The sequence below is a fragment of the Rhizobium sp. 9140 genome (assembly GCF_900067135.1).
GTDB lineage: Bacteria > Pseudomonadota > Alphaproteobacteria > Rhizobiales > Rhizobiaceae > Ferranicluibacter.
In genome coordinates, this window is sequence record NZ_FJUR01000001.1 from 833,216 (window position 1) to 857,260 (window position 24,045).

The 24,045-nt window shown below is 65.1% G+C and carries 18 protein-coding genes; 14 read left to right on the top strand and 4 right to left on the bottom strand.

What is annotated here, in order from left to right:
* Positions 1–7: 7 nt before the first annotated feature.
* Positions 8–2,563, top strand: coding sequence for an HWE histidine kinase domain-containing protein (locus tag GA0004734_RS03780; protein WP_092935880.1), 2,556 nt, complete (start codon positions 8–10; stop codon positions 2,561–2,563).
* Between the two features lie 100 nt (positions 2,564–2,663).
* A complete protein-coding gene (coaBC, locus tag GA0004734_RS03785) occupies positions 2,664–3,923 on the top strand; it encodes a bifunctional phosphopantothenoylcysteine decarboxylase/phosphopantothenate--cysteine ligase CoaBC (RefSeq protein ID WP_092931305.1) in 1,260 nt (419 codons plus the stop codon).
* Here the strand turns inward: coaBC and GA0004734_RS03790 are convergent.
* Positions 3,920–4,726 carry a class II glutamine amidotransferase gene (locus tag GA0004734_RS03790; protein ID WP_092931307.1) on the bottom strand — a complete coding sequence of 269 codons (807 nt, stop codon included), beginning with the start codon at positions 4,724–4,726 and terminating at the stop codon, positions 3,920–3,922. The two genes, coaBC and GA0004734_RS03790, sit on opposite strands and share 4 nt — an antisense overlap.
* A 235-nt stretch (positions 4,727–4,961) precedes the next feature.
* On the opposite strand from GA0004734_RS03790, the gene GA0004734_RS03795 reads away from it, so the two are divergent.
* The 8 genes from GA0004734_RS03795 to otsA all read left to right on the top strand — a co-directional run bounded on the left by GA0004734_RS03795 (position 4,962) and on the right by otsA (position 15,568).
* Positions 4,962–5,879, top strand: a complete 918-nt coding sequence (locus GA0004734_RS03795; RefSeq protein ID WP_092935882.1) for a MurR/RpiR family transcriptional regulator — start codon at positions 4,962–4,964, stop codon at positions 5,877–5,879.
* 105 nt (positions 5,880–5,984) lie between these two features.
* Complete coding sequence (gene iolC / locus GA0004734_RS03800) at positions 5,985–7,913, top strand: bifunctional 5-dehydro-2-deoxygluconokinase/5-dehydro-2-deoxyphosphogluconate aldolase (RefSeq protein WP_245292474.1); 1,929 nt, start codon at positions 5,985–5,987, stop codon at positions 7,911–7,913.
* 105 nt (positions 7,914–8,018) lie between these two features.
* Positions 8,019–9,917 (top strand): 3D-(3,5/4)-trihydroxycyclohexane-1,2-dione acylhydrolase (decyclizing), encoded by a 1,899-nt coding sequence (gene iolD, locus GA0004734_RS03805; protein ID WP_092931311.1) that lies wholly within the window; start codon positions 8,019–8,021, stop codon positions 9,915–9,917.
* Between the two features lie 37 nt (positions 9,918–9,954).
* Complete coding sequence (iolE, locus tag GA0004734_RS03810; protein ID WP_092931313.1) at positions 9,955–10,857, top strand: myo-inosose-2 dehydratase; 903 nt, start codon at positions 9,955–9,957, stop codon at positions 10,855–10,857.
* A 25-nt stretch (positions 10,858–10,882) separates the two neighbouring features.
* Positions 10,883–11,683 carry a 5-deoxy-glucuronate isomerase gene (gene iolB, locus GA0004734_RS03815; protein WP_092931315.1) on the top strand — a complete coding sequence of 267 codons (801 nt, stop codon included), beginning with the start codon at positions 10,883–10,885 and terminating at the stop codon, positions 11,681–11,683.
* 832 nt (positions 11,684–12,515) lie between these two features.
* Positions 12,516–13,226 carry an HAD-IA family hydrolase gene (locus tag GA0004734_RS03820; protein ID WP_092931317.1) on the top strand — a complete coding sequence of 237 codons (711 nt, stop codon included), beginning with the start codon at positions 12,516–12,518 and terminating at the stop codon, positions 13,224–13,226.
* 58 nt (positions 13,227–13,284) lie between these two features.
* A complete protein-coding gene (gene otsB / locus GA0004734_RS03825) occupies positions 13,285–14,130 on the top strand; it encodes a trehalose-phosphatase (protein WP_092931319.1) in 846 nt (281 codons plus the stop codon).
* A 64-nt stretch (positions 14,131–14,194) separates the two neighbouring features.
* On the top strand, positions 14,195–15,568 hold the full coding sequence (otsA, locus tag GA0004734_RS03830; protein ID WP_092931321.1) for an alpha,alpha-trehalose-phosphate synthase (UDP-forming): 1,374 nt from the start codon (positions 14,195–14,197) through the stop codon (positions 15,566–15,568).
* Positions 15,569–15,669: 101 nt separating this feature from the next.
* On the opposite strand, the gene GA0004734_RS03835 is transcribed toward otsA, so the two are convergent.
* Complete coding sequence (locus tag GA0004734_RS03835) at positions 15,670–17,253, bottom strand: peptide chain release factor 3 (RefSeq protein ID WP_092931323.1); 1,584 nt, start codon at positions 17,251–17,253, stop codon at positions 15,670–15,672.
* Between the two features lie 122 nt (positions 17,254–17,375).
* Here GA0004734_RS03835 and dut point away from each other — a divergent pair, with 122 nt between their 5' ends.
* The 4 genes from dut to GA0004734_RS03855 all read left to right on the top strand — a co-directional run bounded on the left by dut (position 17,376) and on the right by GA0004734_RS03855 (position 23,220).
* Entirely contained in the window at positions 17,376–17,840 is a 465-nt protein-coding gene (gene dut / locus GA0004734_RS03840) for a dUTP diphosphatase (RefSeq protein WP_092931325.1), read from the top strand.
* Between the two features lie 210 nt (positions 17,841–18,050).
* Positions 18,051–19,352, top strand: coding sequence for an efflux RND transporter periplasmic adaptor subunit (locus GA0004734_RS03845; protein ID WP_092931328.1), 1,302 nt, complete (start codon positions 18,051–18,053; stop codon positions 19,350–19,352).
* Between the two features lie 9 nt (positions 19,353–19,361).
* Positions 19,362–22,538: an efflux RND transporter permease subunit gene (locus GA0004734_RS03850; RefSeq protein WP_092931330.1), complete on the top strand. Its 3,177-nt coding sequence runs from the start codon at positions 19,362–19,364 to the stop codon at positions 22,536–22,538.
* 55 nt (positions 22,539–22,593) lie between these two features.
* A complete protein-coding gene (locus GA0004734_RS03855) occupies positions 22,594–23,220 on the top strand; it encodes a TetR family transcriptional regulator (protein ID WP_092931332.1) in 627 nt (208 codons plus the stop codon).
* Between the two features lie 26 nt (positions 23,221–23,246).
* Here GA0004734_RS03855 and GA0004734_RS03860 read toward each other — a convergent pair whose 3' ends face one another.
* The gene (locus GA0004734_RS03860; RefSeq protein ID WP_092931334.1) at positions 23,247–23,576 is read right to left on the bottom strand and encodes a helix-turn-helix domain-containing protein; all 330 of its coding nucleotides are present in this window, start codon (positions 23,574–23,576) and stop codon (positions 23,247–23,249) included.
* Positions 23,566–23,925 (bottom strand): type II toxin-antitoxin system RelE/ParE family toxin, encoded by a 360-nt coding sequence (locus GA0004734_RS03865; RefSeq protein WP_092931336.1) that lies wholly within the window; start codon positions 23,923–23,925, stop codon positions 23,566–23,568. Before GA0004734_RS03865 ends, GA0004734_RS03860 begins: the two co-directional genes overlap by 11 nt.
* Positions 23,926–24,045 lie beyond the last annotated feature (120 nt).

Here is a 24,045-nt window from a genome sequence, read left to right on the forward strand (position 1 = left end):
CCGCATGATGAAGCCGGGCGAGACGATCGACCTGACGAATTGTGACCGTGAGCCGATCCATATTCCCGGCAGCATCCAGTCGCACGGATGCCTGCTTGCCTGCGACGCGCGTGCCGGCATGGTGCTGCGCCATTCCGCCAATGCGCCGGATGTTCTCGGTCTGGAGGGCGAGGTCAACGGGCAAGCGCTGGAAGCGCTGATCGGCTACGAGGCGACGCATACCTTGCGCAATGCCGTGGCGGCGCTGCGCGACGGCGGTCGCCCGGCGCTGCTGTCGGCGCTGACGCTTGCGAACGGCGCTTACGACGTTTCCATTCACCTCAACAAGGCAACTGTCATCATCGAGTTCGAGCCGGCGACGGACGGGCAGCCGTTGCAGCTGGCCCGCACGCTGATCGGGCGCATCACCGATATCGACGACGTCGATCAGCTGCTGCGCCAGTCCGCCCGCCTCATCCGCGGCATGCTCGGCTACGACCGGGTGATGATCTACGCGTTCGAGCAGGACGGCGCCGGCAAGGTGGTGACCGAAGCCAAGCGCGGCGACCTCGAAAGCTTTCTCGGGCAGTATTTCCCGGCCAGCGACATCCCCCAGCAGGCGCGCGCGCTCTACCTGCAAAACACCATCCGTATCATCGGCGATGCCAGCGGCGCGCGTATTCCGCTCGTTCCGGAAATCGACGTCTCCGGCGAAGCGCTCGACATGTCGCTTGCGCATCTGCGCAGCGTTTCGCCCATCCATTGCGAGTATCTGCGCAACATGGGCGTCGCCGCCTCCATGTCGATCTCCATCATCGTCGACGGCAAGCTCTGGGGTCTCATCGCCTGTCATCACTATCAGCCGCGAATCCTGCCCATGGCGCAGCGCGTGGCGGCCGAAATGTTCGGCGAGTTCTTTTCCCTCCATCTGCATGCGCTGAAGCAGAAGCAGAAGCTCGTCACCGCCAACCGCGCCCGGGCCTCGCTCGATCGCTTCCTGCGCATGGCCTCGCACCACGCCGACATGGGCGAGCTGCTGCGCGACCATCTCTCGCATTTCACCTCGCTCATGGCCTGCGACGGCATCGGGCTCTGGATGAACGGGACGTGGACGACCTTCGGGTCGGCGCCGCCGGCCAGCGCTGTGCCGGCGATCCTTAGGCTCATGGGATCCGTCGTCGCGGGCCAGGTCTGGGCGACGCATGCCATGGCGCAGCGTCTGCCGGAGGCTGAAAGCTTCCGCGAGCAGGCGGCGGGCGTGCTGGCCGTGCCGCTGACCCAGCTGCATCGCGACTATCTGTTCTTCTTCCGCAAGGAATTCGTGCAGACGCTGAACTGGGGCGGCGACCCCAACAAGTCCTATGAGAGCGGCCCCTTCGGCGAGCGCCTGACCCCGCGCAAGAGCTTTGCGATCTGGAAGGAAACCGTGCAGCTTCAGGCCCAGCCGTGGACAGAGGCGGATCGCGAGATCGCCGAGGTGACGCGTGGCGCTCTCGTGGAGATCGGCCTGCGCCACAGCGAGTTGATGGCCGAGGAGCGCAGCCGCGCCGACGTGCGCCAGCGCATGCTGAACGAGGAATTGAACCACCGGGTCAAGAACATCCTCGCTCTGATCAAGTCGCTCGTCAGCCAGCCGGTCGGCGACGGCCGCAGCCTCACCGAATACGTGACCTCCCTCAAGGGCCGTATCCAGGCGCTCTCCTTCGCCCATGACCAGGTGGTGCGCGGCGATGGCGGCGGCATGCTGTCCGATCTGCTCGACGCGGAGCTCAGCCCCTACCGCAACACCGCCAACGTCATCAGCCTTGCCGGACCGCCCGTGCTGCTCAACGCCCGTGCCTTCTCCGTCATGGCGCTGGTGCTGCACGAGCTGTCGACCAATGCCGCCAAATACGGCGCCCTGTCCCGGCCGGGCGGTGCGCTGTCGGTCAGCTGGCGCCTGACGCAAGCGGTGCCGCAATCGGTGTCGGGGGCCGGCGATTGCGAGATCGCATGGCGCGAAAGCGGCGGACCCACGGTCCTCCCGCCGACCCGCACCGGCTTCGGCAGCGCGCTGATCGATCGCAGCGTTCCCTACGATCTCGACGGACGCAGCGCCGTGACCTATGCCCCGGGCGGCGTCGAAGCGGATTTCGTCCTGCCGGCCAAGCATGTCTCGTTGTCGGATCAGGGCGAGGACCGGAGCATCGTGGCCGGGCCGGATGCGTCGGCCGCGGGGACCGATCTCGATCCGGAGCTCCGCGTGCTTCTGGTCGAAGACCAGATGCTGATCGCCATGGATGTCGAAGGCATGTTGTCCGATCACGGCATTCAGAAGGTGCTCACGGCGGCTTCGGCGGACGAGGCGCTGGCCAAGCTTGCCACCTTCAAGCCGGATGTGGCGATCCTCGACGTCAACCTTGGCACCGGCACCTCCATCGAAGTTGCAGCCGAGCTGACGCGCCGGGATATCCCGTTCCTGTTTGCCACCGGCTACGGCAATATGTCGCCTATCCCCAGCGGCTTTGCCGATGTGCCGGTGGTGCGCAAGCCCTACGAGCGCGAGGCGCTGGTGCAGACGATGAGCACCTTGCTGAAGGCGTAGACCGCTTTGCGGCATCGATCGGGGACGCACCGGGCGTGCCTTCCGGATCGTCGCCGCATGCGCTAGGGTCCGGCATCGATCAAGCCGTCGCGGTGGTTTCATGCCTGTATCCAAATCCCCCTCAGAGAATCTCTCCGGCAAGCGCATTCTCCTCATCATCTCCGGCGGCATCGCAGCCTATAAGAGCCTCGATCTGATCCGCCGGCTCAGGGAGCGTGGCGCAAGCGTCCGGCCGGTCATGACGGCGGGTGCGCAGGCCTTCATCACCCCGCTTGCCGTGGGTGCGCTGGCGGCCGACAAGGTCTTTACCGAGCTTTTCTCCCGCGAGGACGAGCAAGATGTCGGCCATATCCGGCTGGCACGCGAATGCGATCTCGTGCTCGTCGCGCCAGCGACGGCCAACATCATGGCGAAGATGGCGCAGGGGCTGACGGACGATCTCGCCTCCACCATTCTGCTGGCCACCGACCGGCCGGTGCTTCTGGCGCCGGCCATGAACCCGAAGATGTGGTCGCACCCCGCCACCCGCCGCAACCGCGCGACCCTTACGGGCGACGGTATCGGCTTCGTCGGCCCGGGTCTGGGCGAGATGGCGGAGAGCGGGGAGCGTGGGCAGGGCCGCATGGCCGAGCCGCTGGAGATCGTCGCAGCCGTCGAGGCGCGCCTTGCGGCATCGCAGCCGCAACGCCCGTCCGGCGGCCCGCTCGCCGGACGCCGCGCCATCGTTACCTCGGGTCCGACCCACGAGCCGATCGATCCCGTCCGCTACATCGCCAACCGGTCCTCGGGCCGGCAGGGCCATGCCATCGCGGCGGCGCTTGCCCGGCTCGGGGCAGAGGTCACGCTTGTCTCCGGCCCTGTGACGCTCGCCGATCCCAAGGGCGTCACGGTCGTCCATGTGCAGACGGCGGTGGAGATGCGGGATGCGGTGCTCGCCGCCTTGCCCGCCGATATCGCCGTCATGGTCGCCGCCGTCGCCGACTGGCGGGTTGCCGATGTCTCGGGGGGCAAGATCAAGAAGGCGCCGGGGGAGGCTCCGCCGCCGCTGCAACTGACGGAGAATCCCGATATCCTCAAGACCATCGGCCATCACGCGCAGCGCCCCAAGCTCGTCGTCGGCTTTGCCGCGGAAACGGACGATACGGTTGATAACGGCCGCTTGAAGCTCGCCCGCAAGGGCGCCGATTTCATCGTTGCGAACGATGTTTCCGCCGGTAGCGGCGTTGCAGGCGGCGTCATGGGGGGAACGCGCAACCGCGTCACCGTCATCGGTCGCGACAGCGAGGAAAGCTGGCCGGAACTCGACAAGGACATGGTCGCTGAAAAGCTCGCAGGCCTGATCGCCTCGAAACTGGATTAGCGGAGCGCCCGCTTCGCCTCGATCTCCGGGTCGAGGTGGAAGATCCGCATGTCGAGGCCGTTCTCGCCGATGACGACGGCCGTGCCGTCGGGGATTTCCACCCAGGCATCGTCGTCGTCGTTCAGCGGTTCGGACACGAGACAGTATCCGCCCTGCGGCCCCATCGGTGCCGCATAGAGCGTGGGCGCGAACCGGTCGGACGCATAGCGCACCGCATAGAGGTCGATCCCGTTGGAGAAGGCGGCGGTGAACCGGACCAGAACCTCGTGCTTCATATGCGCCGCCAGCCGCTCGACGAAAGACAGCGTCTCGGCCATCGCGCCCAGCGGGTCGCGGTCGAGGCCGAACTGCAAGGCCATGAGGAACAGCAGCTCGCTGTCGGTGGTGCCGGTGCGTGCGGTGTAGAGCGCGTCGTCGAGCATCGCCTCCATCGGCCGGCGCAGGTGCTCGAAGCCGCCGATCTGGCCATTGTGCATGAACGACCAGCGCCCATGGACGAAGGGGTGGCAATTGTCGCGGCGCGTGCCGCCGCCGGTCGCGGCCCGGACATGTGCGAGAAACAAAGGCGAGCGGATCTGGCGGGCGATGCTCTTCAGGTTGCAGTCCGACCAGGCCGGCAGGATGTCGCGGTAGCGTCCGGGCTCGGGATGGTCGCCGTACCAGGCGATGCCGAAACCGTCGCCGTTCGTGGCGGTCTTTGCCCGCGTGGCGCAGTGCGACTGCTCGATCAGGGAGTGCGCCGGCGAGGACACGAGGTCCTCCAGATAGATCGGCTCTCCGCGATAGGCTGCCCATCGGCACATGCTGCTGAAACTCCTTGCCGGATGTGTTGAGGCCGTATCGATCTGCTGCGCGAATCGTATGGGCCGATGTCGTTAACCATAAGCCCTGACGATCTTCAGGGGAAAGGTGGTAAAATTGCGTTAACATTCGCCTGTGCTCTTTGAGCGACAGTCGGATCTGGAACGAACGTTCTATCATTCTCGCGGTGCAGACGTTACGATGGCCTGGCAAGCGAGAAAGAGGGGTGACTGCATGATGCCGGATGCCGAGCGCGCGCCGAATGTCGAAGCCGAGGACGATGCCACGACGACACCTGCCGCCGTGCCGCAGGATTTCGACGCGCTGAAGGCGGTCATTCTGGAACGCAAGGGGCAACTGCCCAAGCGCCTGCGCCAGGTGGCCGCCTATGCGCTCGATCAGCCCGACGAGATCGCCTTCGGCACGGCCGCCAGCATTGCGGCGGCTGCCGACGTGCAGCCCTCGACCCTCGTTCGCTTCGCTCAGAGTTTCGGCTTCGAGGGCTTTTCCAGCCTCCAGCAGATCTTCCGCGCCCGCCTGCGCGAGCGCAATCCGGGCTATGAGGAGCGGCTGCGCGCGCTCGGCGACAATGGTCACAGCCAGCTGGAAAGCGGTGCGATCTTCAACGGTTTCGTCGCCGCCGCCCACCGGTCGCTCGACAATATCGCCGGCTCGGTCGATCCCGCCGCCTTCGAGCAGGCGGTCGATATTCTGGCGAAGGCCGAGACCATCTTCCTGATCGCCAAGCGCCGGTCCTATCCGATCTCCGGCTACATGGCCTATGCCTTCGGCAAGCTGAAGATCCGCTACCAGATGGTCGGCACCGCCGCCGGCATCGACGACGATATTCTGGCGCTCGCCGGGCGGCGGGATGCGGCCTTCGCCGTCAGCTTCTCGCCCTATACGTCCGAAAGCATCCATCAGGCCCGCTTTCTGGCAAGCCGCAAGGTGCCGGTGGTGTCGCTGACCGACAGTGCGTTTTCCCCGCTGGTTGAATCCTCCAGGGTCTGGTTCGAGATCGTCGAGGCGGACCATGCGGGCTTTCGCTCGCTGTCGGCCAGCATGGCCTTTGCCATGGCGCTGACGGTGGCTATCGCCGAGAAGCGGCATCGTGCACCCCTTGTGTCGGATATGGGCGTTTCAGATATGGAATGAAAATTCCATATTGACGAAGCGGCGGAACTTATGTTTCATGGGGCTCCATTCGAGAACGAAAAAGACGACACGCCGCACGTCGGGAGGACAGGAACGTTGACCGGGATCAGCCAGAGGGATGCGGCACGGCCGCTCGACATCATCACCATCGGTCGCGCCTCGGTCGATCTCTACGGCCAGCAGATCGGAACCCGGCTGGAGGACGTGGCGAGCTTTGCGAAATCCGTCGGCGGCTGCCCGACCAATATCGCGGTCGGCACCGCCCGCCTCGGCCTGAAGTCGGCGCTGCTCACCCGCGTCGGCAAGGAGCAGATGGGCCGCTTCATCGTGGAGCAGCTGACCCGCGAAGGTGTGGAAACGAAGGGCATCGTGACGGACCCGGAGCGCCTGACGGCTCTTGCGATCCTCGCGGTTGAAAACGACCATTCGTTTCCGCTGCTGTTCTACCGCGACAATTGCGCCGACAACGCGCTCTGCGAAGACGATATCGACGCGGCCTTCATCGGGTCTTCTCGTGCGATCCTCGTCTCCGGCACGCATTTTTCCCGGCCGAATACCGATGCCGCACAGCGCAAGGCGATCCGCATCGCAAAGGCTGCCGGCGTCAGGATCGCCTTCGACATCGACTACCGCCCGAACCTCTGGGGTCTGGCGGGCCATGACGCCGGCGACAACCGCTACATCGCGTCCGCCCATGTCTCGGCGCATCTGAAGACGGTGCTTGCCGATTGCGACCTGATCGTCGGCACGGAAGAGGAGGTGCTGATCGCATCCGGCGAAAGCGATCTTCTCGCCGCGCTGAAGACCATTCGGGCGCAGTCCGCAGCCACGATCGTGCTCAAGCGCGGCCCGATGGGCTGCATCGTCTATGACGGCGAGATTTCCGACAATCTGGAAGACGGCATCGTCGGCAAGGGTTTTCCGATCGAGGTCTACAATGTTCTCGGCGCGGGCGATGCCTTCATGTCGGGCTTTCTGCGCGGCTGGCTTGCGGGAGAGCCGCATGCGACATCCGCGACCTGGGCCAATGCCTGCGGCGCCTTCGCCGTCTCGCGGCTGCTCTGTGCGCCGGAAATTCCGACCTGGACGGAGCTTCGGTTCTTCCTTGAAAACGGCAGCAGGGAACATGCGCTGCGCAAGGACGAAGCGATCAACCATGTGCACTGGGCGACCACCCGCCGCCGCGATATTCCGAGCCTGATGGCGCTGGCCATCGATCACCGCAGCCAGCTGGAAGAGATGGCCGCCGGCGACGCGGCCAGGCTCGCCCGCATCCCCGCCTTCAAGGTTCTCGCCGTCAAAGCTGCTGCGAAGATCGCCGACGGCCGGCCGGGCTTCGGCATGCTGATCGACGACAAATATGGCCGCGACGCCCTGTATGCGGCCGGCGCGCTCAAGGATTTCTGGGTGGCGAAACCGATCGAGCTGCCGGGTTCGCGCCCGTTGCAGTTCGAATTCAGCCAGGATCTAGGCAGTCGCCTGATCGACTGGCCGGTCGATCATTGCATCAAGGTGCTGAGCTTCTACCACCCGGATGATCCCGCCGAGATGAAGGCGACGCAGATCGCCAAGCTGCGCAGCGCCTTCGAGGCGGCCCGCAAGGTGGGTCGCGAAATCCTGATCGAGATCATCGCCGGCAAGCACGGCACGCTGGACGATACGACCATTCCGCGCGCGCTCCACGAACTCTACGATGCCGGGCTGAAGCCCGACTGGTGGAAGCTGGAGCCGCAGGCGAGCCGCAGCGCCTGGAGCGCTATCGACGACGTCATCGAGACGCGCGATCCGCTCTGCCGCGGTGTGGTTCTGCTGGGTCTCGAAGCGTCGTATGAGGCGCTGAAGGACGGCTTTGCCGCCGCCCGCACCTCGCGCCAGGTTCGCGGCTTCGCCGTGGGGCGCACGATCTTCGTGGATGCCGCGCGCCGCTGGCTGGCGGGCGAGATCGACGATGCCACGGCGATCGACGACATGGCGCAGCGTTTCAAGCAGCTGGTCGATCTCTGGGTCGGCCTTGCCGATACCAAGGCAGCCTGAGCGGTTGCGGCCGTTCCGGCCGATGACGATGAAGACAAGCACCGTCCGGACGGACGGCAAGGACAGGCAGGCGCAAAACCTGCGGCGTGAGGAGACCTTGAGATCATGAACCAGCAAGCCCCCATCGCATCGGACGACGCCGGGAAAGCCGGAACCGTGCGGCTGACCATGGCGCAGGCCGTGGCGCGCTTTCTGACGCGGCAGATGACGGTGATCGACGGCGAGACCGTGCCGATCTTCGGCGGCGTCTTCGCCATCTTCGGCCACGGCAACGTCGCCGGCATGGGCGAGGCGCTGCACGGCATCAAGGACACGCTGCCGACCTACCGCGCTCAGAACGAGCAGGGCATGGCCAATGCCGCCATCGCCTTCGCCAAGGCGAGCTTCCGCCGCCGCTTCATGGCCTGCACCACCTCCATCGGCCCCGGCGCGCTCAACATGGTGACGTCGGCCGCGCTCGCCCATGTCAACCGCCTGCCGGTCCTGCTCCTGCCCGGCGACGTCTTCGCCAATCGCCGGCCGGACCCGGTGTTGCAGCAGATCGAGGACTTCGGCGACGGCAGCATGACCGTCAACGACTGCTTCCGCCCGGTCTCGCGCTATTTCGACCGCATCACGCGGCCCGAGCAGATCATCCCGGCGCTGCGCCGCGCCATGCAGGTGCTGACCGATCCCGCCGATTGCGGCCCGGTGACGCTGGCGCTCTGCCAGGACGTGCAGGCCGAGGCCTATGATTATCCCGAGAGCTTCTTTGCCGAGAAGGTCTGGCTGCCGCGCCGGCTCCGTCCCGATCCGCAGGAGCGTCTGGCCGCATCCACGGCGATCGCGGCTGCGAAGACGCCGGTCATCATCGCCGGCGGCGGCGTGCTCTACAGCGAGGCGAGCGCGGCGCTGGCCGCCTTTGCCGAAAAGCACGGCATCCCCGTGGTCGAGACGCAGGCCGGCAAATCCGCGCTGCCGGACAGCCACCCGCTCAACATGGGCTCTGTTGGCGTCACCGGCACATCGGCGGCCAATACGCTGGCCGAAGAGGCCGACCTCGTGCTCGCGGTCGGCACCCGCCTTCAGGATTTCACCACCGGTTCCTGGGCGCTGTTCAAGAACGAGGGCCTGAAAATCGTCGGCCTCAACGTGCAGTCCTTCGACGCTGCCAAGCATGAATCCCTGCCTCTCGTCTGCGACGCCGCAACCGGGCTTGCCGAACTGTCGGCAGACCTTGGAGCCTATCACGCCGGCAGCGCCTGGGGAGAAAAGGCCGGTCGCCTGAAGACCGAATGGCAGCTTGCAGCCGACGCAGCGCTTGCCGCCACCAATGTGGCTCTCCCCTCCGATGCGCAGGTCATCGGCGCCGTCATGCGGACTCGTTCCAGTGACACGACCGGCGACACCACGCTCGTCTGCGCGGCGGGCGGTCTTCCGGGCGAGCTGCACAAGCTCTGGCGGGCTGAAAAGCCCGGCAGCTATCACATGGAATACGGCTTCTCGACCATGGGCTACGAGATCGCCGGCGGCCTCGGCGTGAAGCTTGCCAAGCCGTCGAGCGACGTCATCGTGATGGTCGGCGACGGCAGCTACATGATGCTGAACGCCGAGATCGCCTCCTCCATCATGCTCGGCGCGAAGCTCACCATCGTCCTCCTCGACAATGCCGGCTATGGCTGCATCAACCGGCTGCAAATGGCGACCGGCGGCGCGAACTTCAACAATCTCCTGGCCGACACGCATCACGTCGAGCTGCCCAGGATCGACTTTGCCGCCCACGCCGCCGCCATGGGCGCGGTGAGCCGCAAGGTCGCCTCGCTCGCGGAACTGGAGACGGCATTGGCGGAGACGGCCGGGGAGACGCGCACGACCGTCATCGTCATCGACACCGACCCGCTGATCACCACCGATGCCGGTGGCCACTGGTGGGATGTCGCGGTTCCCGAGGTCTCCAAGCGGGATGCCGTCGGCGAGGCGCGCCGGGCTTACGAGAGGGCGCTTGCCGCCCAGCGCGTCGGCTAAAGCCTTTCAACGTTTTCACCTGTCACAGAGAAGCATCATGATCCGCTACGGAACCAACCCGATCGCCTGGAGCAATGACGACGATCAGACGATCGGCGCCCATCTTTCGCTCGAAGATTGCCTGTCCGATTGCCGGAAGATCGGCTTCGACGGCATCGAGAAGGGGCATAAGATGCCGAGCGAGCCGCAGGCGCTGAAAGCGAAGCTGGCCGAATACGGCCTCGTCTTCGTCTCCGGCTGGCACTCGACCAATCTTCTCATCCATGACGTCGAGGCCGAGAAGGCGGCGATCCAGCCGCATCTCGATCTGCTGAAAGCCAATGGCTGCAAGGTCTGCATCGTCTGCGAGACCTCCAACGCCATCCATGGCAATGACGCGACCTCGCTTGTGGCCGACAAGCCGGTGCTGCCCGACGATCAGTGGGAGGCATTCGGCGCCGGCATCGAGGCGATTGCGCAATATTGCGCCGATCAGGGCATCGATCTCGTCTATCACCACCACATGGGGACGATCGTCCAGACCGGCCCCGAGATCGACCGGCTGATGGAGACGACGGGGCCGGCGACCAAGCTCCTGCTCGACACCGGCCATGCCTGGTTCGGCGGCTCGGACCCGGCGGAGCTTGCGGCGAAATACATGCACCGCGTCCGCCATATCCACGCCAAGAACGTCCGCCCCGCGGTGCGCAAGCAGGTCGAGGAGAACGGCCTGTCCTTCCTCGAAGGCGTGCGCCGCGGCGTCTTCACCGTGCCGGGCGACGAGGAGGGCGGCGTCGATTTCGTACCCGTCCTGAAGATCGCCGCCGAGCACGGCTATGACGGCTGGCTGGTGATCGAGGCGGAACAGGACAGCGCCATCCGCATTCCCTTCGAATACCAGTCGCTCGGGTTCGCATCGCTGAAGGCCTTTGCACGGGAGGCCGGTCTCGACCGGTCCTGAATCGCACCTCCGGAAGGAACCTGACATGCCGAACCTTCTCGTCAAGCCGCAGGGCAGCAGCGGTCTCGTCCATGACATCACGCCGGAGAGCGCCGGCTGGACCTATGTCGGCTTTCAGCTGCACCGGCTCGGTCCCGGAGAGACGATCTCAGGCGAAACAGGCGAGCGGGAGGTCTGCCTCGTGCTCGTCGCCGGCAAGGCGCGGGTGACGGTCGATGGCGAGGATTTCGGCGAACTCGGCGAGCGGATGAGCCCGTTCGAGGGCGCTCCGTTCTCGGTCTACGTGCCGAAGGGGTCCACCTATACGGTGACGGCGACGACGGAGCTGGAACTCGGGGTCTGCTCGGCGCCGGGCGGCGAAGGGTTCACGGCGCAGGTCATCCGGCCGGACAGGCACCCGCAGATGACGCGCGGCAAGGGTACCAACACCCGCTACGTCACCAATATCATGCCGGAGGACGACGGGGCGGCGAATGCGCTGCTGGTGGTCGAGGTCATCACCCCCGGCGGCCACACCTCGTCCTATCCGCCGCACAAGCACGACGAGGACAACCTGCCGGCCGAAAGCCTGCTCGAGGAAACCTACTACCACCGCCTCAACCCCTCGCAGGGCTTCGCCATGCAGCGCGTCTATACCGACGACCGCGCGCTGGACGAAACCATGGCGGTGGAGAATGGCGACGTCGTGCTGGTGCCGAAAGGCTACCACCCGGTCGCCGCGATCCATGGCTACGATCTTTACTACCTCAACGTCATGGCAGGCCCCTCGCGGGCGTGGAAATTCAACAATGCGAAGGAGCACGCCTGGCTTTTCACGGGCGTGTGACGACGACCCCGCGCGCGAAAACGCCGGAGGCCTGAAGATGAGATGTCGGACGGGGCACCGAAAGTTGCCGCGTTAGATAAGTTTTAATATGACACCTTCCGGTGCCCCGTTCGGCGGTTTATGCCCGCAACTCCGGTCTCTCTGACCCCGGTTTGCCCTGCGCGGTCGAAACCGTGAAAGGCGGAACCGAAGCTGTGTGCCGCACAGGCACGTCCGGGCGCATCCGGCCCGATGCAGGACCGCATCGCACCGCCGTCCCGGAGGGAGACCATTTTCTGCGGACCCCTGGAGACCGGGCTTGCGTCGCGCCCTTGCCCCCCGGAGCCGGCCCCGCCTCGCCGGAACGCCTTCCGGTGTATCCGCGACGGAACGGGGCGATGATGGCACGGCGCGGACGGGGCGGGGATGAATGAGGCCGAAATTTTCGATAAGGCGTTGAAATTACAGCCGTGCCATCGCGCCGGTATCCCCGCTCGCACGGGCAGAGTTGACGAAGCCCGGTGTCGGGGCAACCGGACGGTGGACGTGACGCGGTCGCATCATTTCTGTTGAAACCGTTTCCGGTTTCACGCCTTGCCGACCTGCCGGGGAAGGCAGGGGATTGAGACGGTTCAGCGCGGTCACGGCGCTGCGGCTTGCTGTCGAAAGGCGGTGAGGGGTTATGTGCGGGGATTCGAACGCTCCCGGCGTTCGTCGTTTGCATTCCGTCCGGGATATCCTTAAGCCGGGGGACCTTTGTAAAGCGGCCTGCCACGCATGACGTCATCCGGCCGCGTCCTGTCCGAGACCGAAAGGAATGCCTGCCTTGTCTTCTCTCCCGTCCGCTTCTCATATGTCTCCCGGTCCTGCGTCGTCTTCGAGCGAGGCCGTCTCCCCGCATCCCACGCTCGGCAAGCCGTTTTCCGCCTTCCTGTTCGACATGGACGGTACGCTCCTGAACTCCATTGCAGCGGCCGAGCGTGTCTGGGGCAAGTGGGCCGTGGCGCACGGGCTTGACCTCAAGACCTTCCTGCCCTTCATGCATGGCAAGCGGGGCATCGATACGATCACGCAGCTGAGCCTGCCCGGCGTCGATCCGGTCAAGGAGGCAGCCTATATCACCCAGGCCGAGATCGACGATGTCGAAGGCGTCAAGCCGATCCCCGGTGCGCTGGAATTTTTGAAGACGCTGCCGGCCGACCGCTGGGCCATCGTCACCTCCTCGCCGCTGCCGCTGGCAAAGGCGCGTCTTGCCAAGGCCGGCATCACCGCGCCGAAATTTCTGGTGACGGCGGAAGACGTGACGCAGGGCAAGCCGGCGCCGGATTGCTACCGGCTCGGCGCCGAGCGCGTCGGCTTCGATCCTGCTGATTGCCTCGTGTTCGAAGACGTTCCGGCCGGTGTCATGGCCGGCGAGGCGGCGGGCGCCGATGTCGCTGTCGTCACCACGACGCACGAGCATCCGATGGAAACGACGCATCTGAAGATCCCGGGCTATGAAGGACTTTCGGTTGAGATTGCCGCCGACGGACGTCTCATGCTGGTTGAAAAGTCCGGCGTTTAAGCACGCACCGGCGTCGTTAAGGGTTGCCGCGGACACGCGGCGACCTAACTAGACGCTCATGCCAAACGACACCCACACGCTTCTCACACCGGATCCGGGCGTCACGACGGGCGGGAAAGAGCCGCTGCCCGACGTGCCAGCTGACGTCTCGGCCGACGTCTTCGGGCGCATTGCCGCAGAGCCGGACGACTGGGCGCTGTTTCTCGACATCGACGGCACGCTGGTCGATCTGGCGGAAACGCCGGATGCGATCGTCGTTCCCCCCGATCTGCCCGCAACGCTCATGTCGCTCTCCAACCGTCTCGGCGGTGCGCTCGCGCTCGTCACCGGGCGGGCGCTGCATTATGCCGACGTGCTGTTCGATCCCGCGACCTTCCCGATCGCCGGCCTTCATGGCGCCGAACTGCGCGACCAGACCGGTACGATCACGCGTCCAGACATCACGCCTGCCTTTGTCACGCTGAAGAACGAACTCGCCAAGACGGTCAAGGACTGGGATGGCGTGCTGTTCGAGGACAAGGGCGCCGCCGTGGCGCTGCATTACCGGCTGGCGCCGGAGCGCTGCGCCGATGTCGAGCACATCATGCGGCGCGCCTCGGTTGCCATCGGCGGCGACTGGGGCCTGCAATTCGGCAAGATGGTCGTGGAGCTTCGCCCTTCGACGGCAAGCAAGGGCGCCGCCGTCATGACCTTCCTGTCGCAGCCGCCCTTCGAGGGGCGCAAGCCGCTCGCCATCGGCGATGACGTGACGGACGAGGCCATGTTCAAGGTGGCGAATGCCGCAGGCGGGATGTCGCTCAGGGTCGGTGCGCCGGGTTTCGAAACGCAGGCGCAGGCCATCATCGGCTCGGCCGAGGCGGTGCGCAACGCACTGACGGCGCTGGCCCGCGCGGGCAAGCCGTGAGCGCCCCCGCGTACCTCTCCGTCTGCCCGAAAAGCGGCAGGCGGACAGTCGAAAGGAAGAAACATTGAGCCGTCTCATCGTCGTGTCCAACCGGGTGCCGGTGCCGGAAAAATCGGGCGATGCCCCGGCGGGTGGCCTTGCCGTGGCCCTGCAAGCCGCGCTTGAGGAGCATGGCGGCATCTGGATGGGCTGGTCCGGCAAGTCCAGTGGCACGAAGGAGCCGGCAGCGCTCGATCTCAAGGACCGGGGCAAGATCACCTATGCGCTGACCGACCTGACCGACAAGGATGTCGAGGAATATTATTTCGGTTTCGCCAACCGCGTGCTCTGGCCGATCTGCCATTACCGGCTGGATCTCGCCGAATACGGGCGCAAGGAAATGGCCGGCTATTTCCGCGTGAACCGCTTCTTCGCGCATCGGCTGGCGCCGATGTTGCAGCCGGACGACGTGATCTGGATCCATGACTATCATCTGATCCCGCTTGCGGCCGAACTGCGGCAGATGGGCATCCAGAACCGGATCGGGTTCTTCCTTCACATCCCCTGGCCGCCGGCCGACGTGCTCTTCGCCATGCCGGTGCATGAGGAGATCATGCGCGGGCTCTCGCATTACGATCTCATCGGCTTCCAGACGGATCACGATCTGGAGAATTTCGCCGGCGGGCTGCGCCGCGAGGGCATCGGCAACGAGATCAAGCCGGGCCGTTACAGCGCGCATGGCCGCATCTTCAAGGGCGGCACCTATGGCATCGGTATCGAGACGAAGGCGTTCGCGAATTTTGCCCGGAAGAGCGCATCGCATGTGATGGTGAAGAAGGCGGCGGCCAGCATCGAGGGGCGCGACCTGATCATCGGGGTGGACCGGCTCGACTATTCCAAGGGCATCACCCAGCGCATCGACGCCTTCGAGCGCTTCATCGAGGCGAGCCCGGGCCAGCAGGGCAAGGTGACCTATCTACAGGTGACGCCGAAATCCCGTTCCGAAGTGCCGGAATACGAGGCGATGCAGCGCACGGTGGCCGAGCAGGCGGGGCGCGTCAACGGCGCGCTCGGCACGGTCGACTGGGTGCCGATCCGCTATATCAACCGCTCGATCTCGCGGCCGATCCTCGCCGGGCTCTACCGCATGGCGAAGGTGGGGCTGGTCACGCCGCTGCGCGACGGCATGAACCTCGTCGCCAAGGAATACGTCGCGGCGCAGGACCCGGAAAATCCGGGCGTGCTGGTGTTGTCGCGCTTTGCGGGGGCCGCACGCGAACTGGATGGCGCGCTGCTGGTCAACCCCTACGACATCGAGGGTACGGCGAACGCGATTGCGCGCGCGCTGTCCATGCCGCTGCCGGAGCGGCAGGAGCGGTGGGGCAAGATGATGGATTATCTGAACGAGCACGACGTGGTGCGCTGGTGCGACGATTTCCTGAAGGATCTGGTGGCCTGATCACCTTTTTTCGTCATCCTCGGCACAAGGCCGAGGATGACGTTTGCGCGTTGGGATGACGTTTCGCGAGGGAGGCGGTGTTTGCAAGCCGTCCGTGAAGATCACGCCGCCTTGGCGACGTGATATTCCTTGATGGCGACCATCTTGATCGCCTTCCAGCGTTCCGCCTCGTAATTGAGCGAAAAGCCGTCCTGGGCGAGGAACACCGGATCGCCATCGAGGTCGCGGGCGATGTCGCCGCGACGGGCGGTGATGAAGCGGTCGAGTTCGCCGGGCTCGCTGGAGGAGACCCAGCGGCAGATCGAGAAGCGGGCCATTTCGAACGAGACGGGAAGGCCGTATTCGCCTTGCAGGCGCTCCTTGAGAACGTCGAGTTGGAGCGCGCCGACGACGCCGACGATGGCGGGCGAGCCGTCCTCGGGCGAAAACAGCTGCACGACGCCCTCTTCGGCCATCTGCTGCAAGGCTTCCTTGAGCTTCTTCGCCTTCATGGCATCCTCCAGCCGCACGCGGCGCAAGATTTCCGGCGAGAAGTTCGGCACGCCCTGGAAGACGAGGTTCTCGCCCTCCGTCAGCGTGTCGCCGATGCGCAGCGTGCCGTGGTTGGGAATGCCGACCACGTCGCCGGCATAAGCCGTATCGGCAAGCTGGCGCTGCGAGGCGAAGAAGAACTGCGGCGCCGTGAGGCCGAGTTGCTTGCCGGTGCGGGCGAGCCTTGCCTTCATGCCGCGCTCCAGCTTGCCCGAGCAGATGCGCGCAAAGGCGATGCGGTCGCGGTGGTTGGGGTCCATATTGGCCTGGATCTTGAAGACGAAGGCCGTCATCCTGTCCTCGCTCGCATGCACCGTGCGGATGTCGGCCACCTGATCGCGCGGCGGCGGGGCCATGGCGCCCAGCGCATCGATGAGGTCGCGCACGCCGTAATTGCGCAGCGCCGAGCCGAAGAACACCGGCGTCATGTGGCCTTCGAGAAAGGCCTGCCTGTCGAACGGCCGGCAGGCCTCGATGGCGAGTTCGGTCTCCTCGATGAAGGCGGCGCGCTCGTTTTCCGGCAGCCGGTCGGCGACGGCCTGCGGGCCGTTGACCTTCAGCGCCTCGACCTGCGTATCGGCGGCGCGCACCGTGTTTTCGGCTAGATAATAGGAGCCGCAGAAGCTCTTCGACCGGCCGATGGGCCAGGTGATCGGCGCCGTGTCGAGCGCCAGCTTCTCCTCGACCTCGTCGAGGATCTCGAACGGGTCGCGGCTTTCCCGGTCCATCTTGTTGATGAAGGTGATGATCGGGATGTCGCGCATGCGGCAGACCTCGAACAGCTTCAGCGTCCGCGGCTCGATGCCCTTGGCGGCGTCGATCACCATCACGGCGGCATCCACCGCCGTCAGCGTGCGATAGGTGTCGTCGGCGAAGTCCTCGTGGCCGGGCGTATCGAGGATGTTGAAGACATTGCCGCCATATTCGAAGGTCATGACGGAGGTGACGACCGAGATGCCGCGCTCGCGCTCGATCTTCATCCAGTCCGACCGCGTCTGGATACGGTCCTTCTTCGCCTTGACCTCGCCCGCCAGCTGGATCGCGCCGCCGAACAGCAGCAGCTTTTCGGTCAGCGTCGTCTTGCCCGCGTCGGGGTGTGCGATGATCGCGAAGGTTCGGCGGCGGGAGACCGCATCGGCAAGCGTTTCAGCCATCGGGATTGTCCTGTTTTGCAGGGCTTATCTAGCGATATGACGGCCGATATGCAATTGACGCCGTTGACGCCGTCATCCCGACGCTTGCACCGCCTTGTTCCCGTCTTTCGAAGGAGCCGATCATGCCGGACGTTCTCGGTCCCGTTCTCGCCGTCATCCGTCTTGCGCATGGAGAAGGCCTGGCGCTGCCGGCCTATGAGAGCCGCGGTGCGGCCGGCATGGACCTGCGGGCGGCCGTGCCCGCGGACGAGCCGCTGGTGCTGGCGCCGCGGACCCGCGCGCTGGTGCCGAGCGGCTTCGTCTTCGAGATCCCGCAAGGGTTCGAGGGGCAGGTGCGGCCGCGCTCGGGCCTTGCCTTCAAGAACGGCATCACCTGCCTCAACACGCCGGGGACGATCGACAGCGACTATCGCGGCGAGGTGAAGGTGCTGATGATCAACCACGGTTCGGAGCCCTTCACCATCACCCGCGACATGCGCATCGCCCAGATGATCATTGCGCCGGTGACGCAGGCGCGCGTGGTGGAGGCCACGGAATTTTCGCAAACGGCGCGGGGCGCCGGCGGCTTCGGTTCGACCGGCGTCTGACGTCAGGACGAGGCGTAGTTTTGGTAAGTCATCACAAAATTGTGCACTGCATCATCAGCAGGATCTGCTTGACTCGAAAACATACACTCGTGTTTGTATAGCGCACGACCTGCCCTGAATCCGTCTTCGGGCAACTGTCTGATTTTCGTTTCCTCCGGCCGACGCCATGAGATCTCATGCGCGCGCCGGTCTTTTTCGTGGGACCTATCTATGCGGACCAATCGTCTGACGCTCGCCGCTGTCGTCATCAGTGCGGCTTTTCTGAGTGCCTGCCAGCAGGAGGAGAGCCAGGCGCAAGGTCAGCCGGCACCCCCGCCGTCCGAAGTCGCCATCGTCACGACGAAGACCGAGGAACTGCCGATCACCAACGAGCTTCCGGGCCGAATCGCTGCGACCCGCACGGCGGAAGTTCGCCCGCGCGTCTCCGGCATTGTGGTCGCGCGCGTGTTCGAGCAGGGCACCACGGTGCAGCAGGGCGACGTGCTCTACCGCATCGATCCCGCGCCGTTCCAGGTGCAGGTGGATAGCGCCGAGGCGACGCTCGCCCGGGCAAAGGCGGTGCAGAACCAGGCGCGGATCACGGCCGAGCGGCAGGAGCAGCTGCGCCGCTCGAATGTCGCGACCCAGCAGAATTTCGACGATGCCGTCGCCCAGCTGGCAGCGGCCGATGCCGATGTGGCGATTGCCGAGGCCGGCGTCGCTTCCGCGCGCCTGAACCTGCAATATACCAACGTCACCGCGCCGATCACCGGCCGCATCGGCCGCGCGCTCATCACCGAAGGCGCGCTGGTCAGCCAGAACGGCACCGAGAACCTCGCGACCATCCAGCAGCTCGACCCTGTCTATGCCGACTTCACCCAGACGGCGACCGATGTCATCCGCCTGCGCAAGGCGCTGCAGGACGGCCAGCTGATGACGGATGCCAACGAGGCGGCCGCCCAGCTGGTGCTGGACGACGGGACGCCCTATCCGGAAAAGGGCCGTCTGCTCTTCTCGGAAGCGGCCGTCGACGAGACCACCGGCCAGATCACGCTGCGCGGCGAGTTCGCCAATCCGAACGGCGATCTCCTGCCCGGCATGTATGTGCGCGGCCTGATCCAGCAGGGCATCGAGCGCAATGCCATCGCCGTGCCGCAGCAGGCGATCCAGCGCGATACCGCCGGCAAGGCGCTGGTCTATGTCGTCAATGGCGAGAGCAAGGTCGAGATCCGCCCGGTCACGACGAGCCGCGTCGTCGGCGATCGCTGGGTGATCTCGAGCGGCCTGAAGGCGGATGAGAAGGTCATCGTCGAGGGCTTCCAGAAGGTCGGCCCCGGCGCGCCGGTGAAGGCCGTCGACTGGAACCCCGAGCCGCCGAAGCCCGAAGGCGAAGCGGCACCGGCCGCGACGAAGCCGGAAGGCGAGCCTGCCGGCAACACTGCGGCGGGCGCTCCGTCTGCGGCCGCCGACAAGCCTGCCGCGCCCGAAGGCGGCGCCAAGCCTGCGCAAGCGGCACCTGCACAAGCGAATTAAGGACGGTCCATGCCCAGTTTCTTTATCGACCGGCCCATTTTCGCCTGGGTCGTCGCCCTCTTCATCATGATTGCCGGGATCATCGCGATCCCCTTCCTGCCGATCGCGCAGTATCCGAGCGTCGCGCCGCCGCAGATCAGCATCTCCGCCAATTATCCCGGTGCGTCTTCCACCGAGACGTATCAGGGCGTGACGCAGCTGATCGAGAACGAGCTGAACGGCATCGACGGTCTCCAGTATTTCGAGTCCACGTCGAACGCCGCCGGCTCCGTCTCCATCAACGTCACCTTCGCACCGGGCACCGATCCGGGCGATGCGGCCGTGGACGTGCAGAACCGCGTTCGCCGCGTCGAGCCGCGCCTGCCGGATGCGGTTACGCAGCAGGGTATCCAGGTCGATGAAGCCGGCTCCGGCTTCCTCCTGATCATCTCGCTCACCTCCACCGACGGTTCGATGGACGCCATCGGTCTCGGCGACTATCTCAGCCGCAACGTGCTGAACGAAGTCCAGCGCATCGAGGGCGTCGGCCAGGCGCAGCTGTTCTCCTCCGAGCGCTCCATGCGTGTGTGGATCGACCCCGACAAGATGGTCGGCCTGAACCTGACGGCTGGCGACGTGACCAGCGCCATCCAGGCGCAGAACGCCCAGATCGCTGCCGGCTCCATCGGCGCCCAGCCGAACCCCATCACCCAGCAGGTCTCGGCCCCGGTTCTCGTCAAGGGCCAGCTGTCCTCGCCGGAAGAGTTCGGTGCGATCGTTCTGCGCGCCAATCCCGACGGTTCGGCCGTGCGCCTGCGCGACGTCGCCCGCATCGAGGTCGGTGGCCAGAGCTATGACACCTCGACCCGCCTCAACGGTAAGCCTTCGGCCGCCATCGCCGTGCAGCTGACCCCGACCGGCAACGCGCTCAACACCGCGACGCTGATCGAGGAACGGATGGAGGAGCTGAAAGGCTATTTCCCGACAGGCGTCGAATATTCCATTCCCTACAACACCGCGCCTTTCGTCGAGGTCTCGATCGAAAAGGTGCTGCACACGCTGCTCGAAGCCATCGCGCTGGTCTTCCTCGTGATGTTCCTGTTCCTCCAGAACATCCGCTACACGCTGATCCCGACCATCGTCGTTCCCGTCGCCCTTCTCGGCACCTGCGCCATCATCTATGCGGCAGGGTTCTCCATCAACGTGCTGACCATGTTCGCCATGGTGCTGGCCATCGGCATTCTCGTCGACGACGCCATCATCGTGGTCGAGAACGTCGAGCGCATCATGACGGAAGAGGGGCTGACGCCGAAGGAGGCGACGCGCAAGGCGATGGGCCAGATCACCGGCGCCGTCATCGGCATCACGCTGGTTCTCTCCGCCGTGTTCATTCCCATGGCCTTCTTCCCAGGCTCGGTCGGCGTCATCTACCAGCAGTTCTCGCTGACCATGGTGACCTCGATCCTGTTCTCCGCCTTCCTGGCCCTGTCGCTGACCCCCGCGCTTGCCGGCAGCTTCCTCAAACAGATCCCGAAGGGCCAGCACCAGCAGAAGCGCGGCTTCTTCGGCATGTTCAACCGTGGCTTCGACAAGACCTCGCACGGCTATAGCGGCTGGGTCGCCTGGATGATCAAGCGGTCGGGCCGCTTCATGCTCGTCTATCTCGTGATCGTCGCGGCCATGGGCTACCTGTTCATGCGCCTCCCCTCGGCCTTCCTGCCGAACGAAGACCAGGGCTACATCATCGTCTCCATGCAGCTTCCCTCGGAAGCCACCGCCAACCGGACGACCGAGGTCATCCAGCAGGTGGAAGGCTTCTTCGGCAAGGAAGGCGCGGTGGACCGCATCATCGCCGTCAACGGCTTCTCCTTCTCGGGCTCCGGCCAGAACGCCGCGCTCGCCTTCATCACGCTCAAGGATTGGGCGGATCGCGGTGCCGACGATGCGGCGTCCTCGATCGCCATGCGGGCCTCCATCGCCTTCAGCCAGATCCGCGACGCGATCGCCTTCGCGCTGTCGCCGCCGCCGATCCAGGGGCTTGGCACCAGCAACGGATTCGAGTTCCGCCTTCAGGACCGTGCGGGCCAGGGCGATACGGCGCTGGCCGCCGCCCGGGACCAGCTGCTCGGCCTTGCCGCGCAGAGCCCGATCCTTGCCGGCGTCCGCGTGGACGGCCTGCCGGATGTCGCCCAGCTCAACCTGATCGTGGACCGCGAGAAGGCCAACACCTTCGGTGTCGCCTTTGCCGATATCAACGCGACCATCTCGACCAATCTCGGCTCCACCTATGTCAACGACTTCCCGAATTCGGGCCGTCTGCAACGCGTGACCGTGCAGGCCGACGTGACCAAGCGCACCAAGCCCTCCGACCTGCTGACGCTGAACGTGCGCAACACGAATGGCGGCATGGTGCCTCTCTCGGCCTTCTCGTCCATCGAGTGGCAGATGGGGCCGGCGCAGACCGTCGGTTACAACGGCTATCCCTCCATCCGCATTTCGGGCCAGGCGACGCCGGGCCATTCCTCGGGCGAGGCGATCGCGGAGATGGAACGGCTGATGGGCGAACTGCCCTCGGGTTTTGCCTATGAGTGGTCCGGCCAGTCGCGCGAGGAAATCCAGTCGGGATCGCAGGCACCGCTTCTCATCGGGCTCTCCTGCCTGCTGATCTTCCTCTGCCTGGCTGCGCTCTACGAAAGCTGGTCGATCCCGATCTCGGTCATGCTGGTGGTTCCCTTGGGGATCATCGGCGCGGTCATTGCCATCACGTTGCGCGACCTCTCCAACGACGTCTACTTCAAGGTGGGTCTGATCACGATCATGGGCCTGTCGGCCAAGAACGCGATCCTGATCATCGAGTTCGCCAAGGAGCAGATGGAGGCCGGCAAGTCGCTGATGGATGCGACGATCGAGGCGGCGCACCTGCGTTTCCGCCCGATCCTTATGACCTCGCTCGCCTTCACGCTCGGCGTCGTGCCGCTCGCCATTGCCAGTGGTGCTTCGGCCGCCAGCCAGAACGCGATCGGCACCGGGGTTCTCGGCGGCATGATCTCTGCGACCATCCTCGCAGTCTTCTTCGTGCCGGTCTTCTTCGTCTTCGTCATGAAGATCTTTCAGCGCGGCAAGAAGAACGAGCAGACGACACCGGCTTCCGGCCATGGTTCTGGCCGCGATGCCGGCCACACCGCCGGCACCACACCGGCCGAGTGATCGCGGTTCCGGCCCGCCGTCAGGCGGGCCGCCCCTGTGGGAGGTTCACGAGACCATGCGGCGGACGAAGGCGAAAGCGGAGGAAACCCGCAACCGCATCCTGAATGCGGCGGAGCATGTGTTCTTCGAGAAGGGCGTCTCCAATGCGACGCTCGAGGATGTCGCATCCGTCGCAGGCGTGACCCGCGGTGCGATCTACTGGCACTTCCAGAACAAGGCCGATATCTTTCTGGAACTCTACAAGGCGGTGCCCCTGCCCGATGAGGAATTGCTGCGGGACGAAATCGAGACCGTCGGGATCGATATCCTCGCGCATATCGAAGCGGTCGCCGGCGACTGGCTGGATGTCATGGCCTGCGACGAGCAGCGCCAGCGCATTCTCACCATCCTCCTGCGCTGCGACTACACGAGCGACCTCGCCCCGGTGCTGGGACGCCAGCAGGAAATCGACGACGAGCACACCCGGTTTCTCGAGGACGCCTTCGGCAGAGCCGCATCGCGTGGCGCCCTCAGCGGCGCCTGGACGCCATCGAGCGCGGCACGGGCGCTGCGCTGGATGATCAAGGGCCTGTGCAGCGAATGGCTTCTCTTCGGTCGCCGCTTCGACCTTGCCCATGAAGGCCGTCAGGGCCTCTCCCGCCTTTTTGGCTGCTTTCGGCAGCACGATGCGCAGGCGACCTGAGACATTTCAGGAAACGCGCGCCGGGGTTATGCGGAGTGCTTGATGTAGATCTCGGGATCGAAGTCGACCCGCGTCGCCTTGCCGTCAGACGTCTTCAAGACAAGCTCGACACCGCCACCGATGGAATGCATGTAGCGGACCACCGAGGAAACGAGGACGTCGTCAGCGTTCTCGATCTTCGAGACGGTGTTTTGCGTCATGGCGGCGCGCGTGGCAACGTCCTGCTGTGTCGCGTTCATTGCCTTTCGCACCTCAGACAGAGCCTGTCCCAGGCGCCGCGCGCCGCGTTTTTCGTCGAGGCGCGAACGAACGTCTTGCGGCAGTTCGGCGCGGAGCGTCTTCCAGTCATTGCTCATCATTTTTCTCCTTCAGCCATGAGTCGAAACGGGGGTCAGCCTTGCTGATGAGCTGTTTGTAGAAGAGCTTCTGGTTCCTGCCTTGCTTCTCCCCGCCGCAAAGGACGATGGCGGCCTGGCTGTGGTCGAAGGCAAAGGCGAAACGCCACACCTGTCTTGCGAATGTAACTCTGATCTCTTTCATATTGGCGTGTCTGGAACCCGAAAGCGTATCCACCTCAGGCCGACCCAGGAACGGGCCGTCGTCTTCGAGATAATCCAAAACCTCGCCAACACGCTCTTTCAAACCCATTTCCAACGCCTTCCATTCCGCAATGAAGTCGAGATGGAATTTTACATCGTACGGCATGGTCAGCCTCGAGAAATATATATTTAAAGATATAAATTCAAGCCTGCAAAAGCGTAAAATCTCGATGGATTGTGCCAGCGGTCTCTTGCGGAGACCGGCTCAGCATTCTCAGTTCGTAGC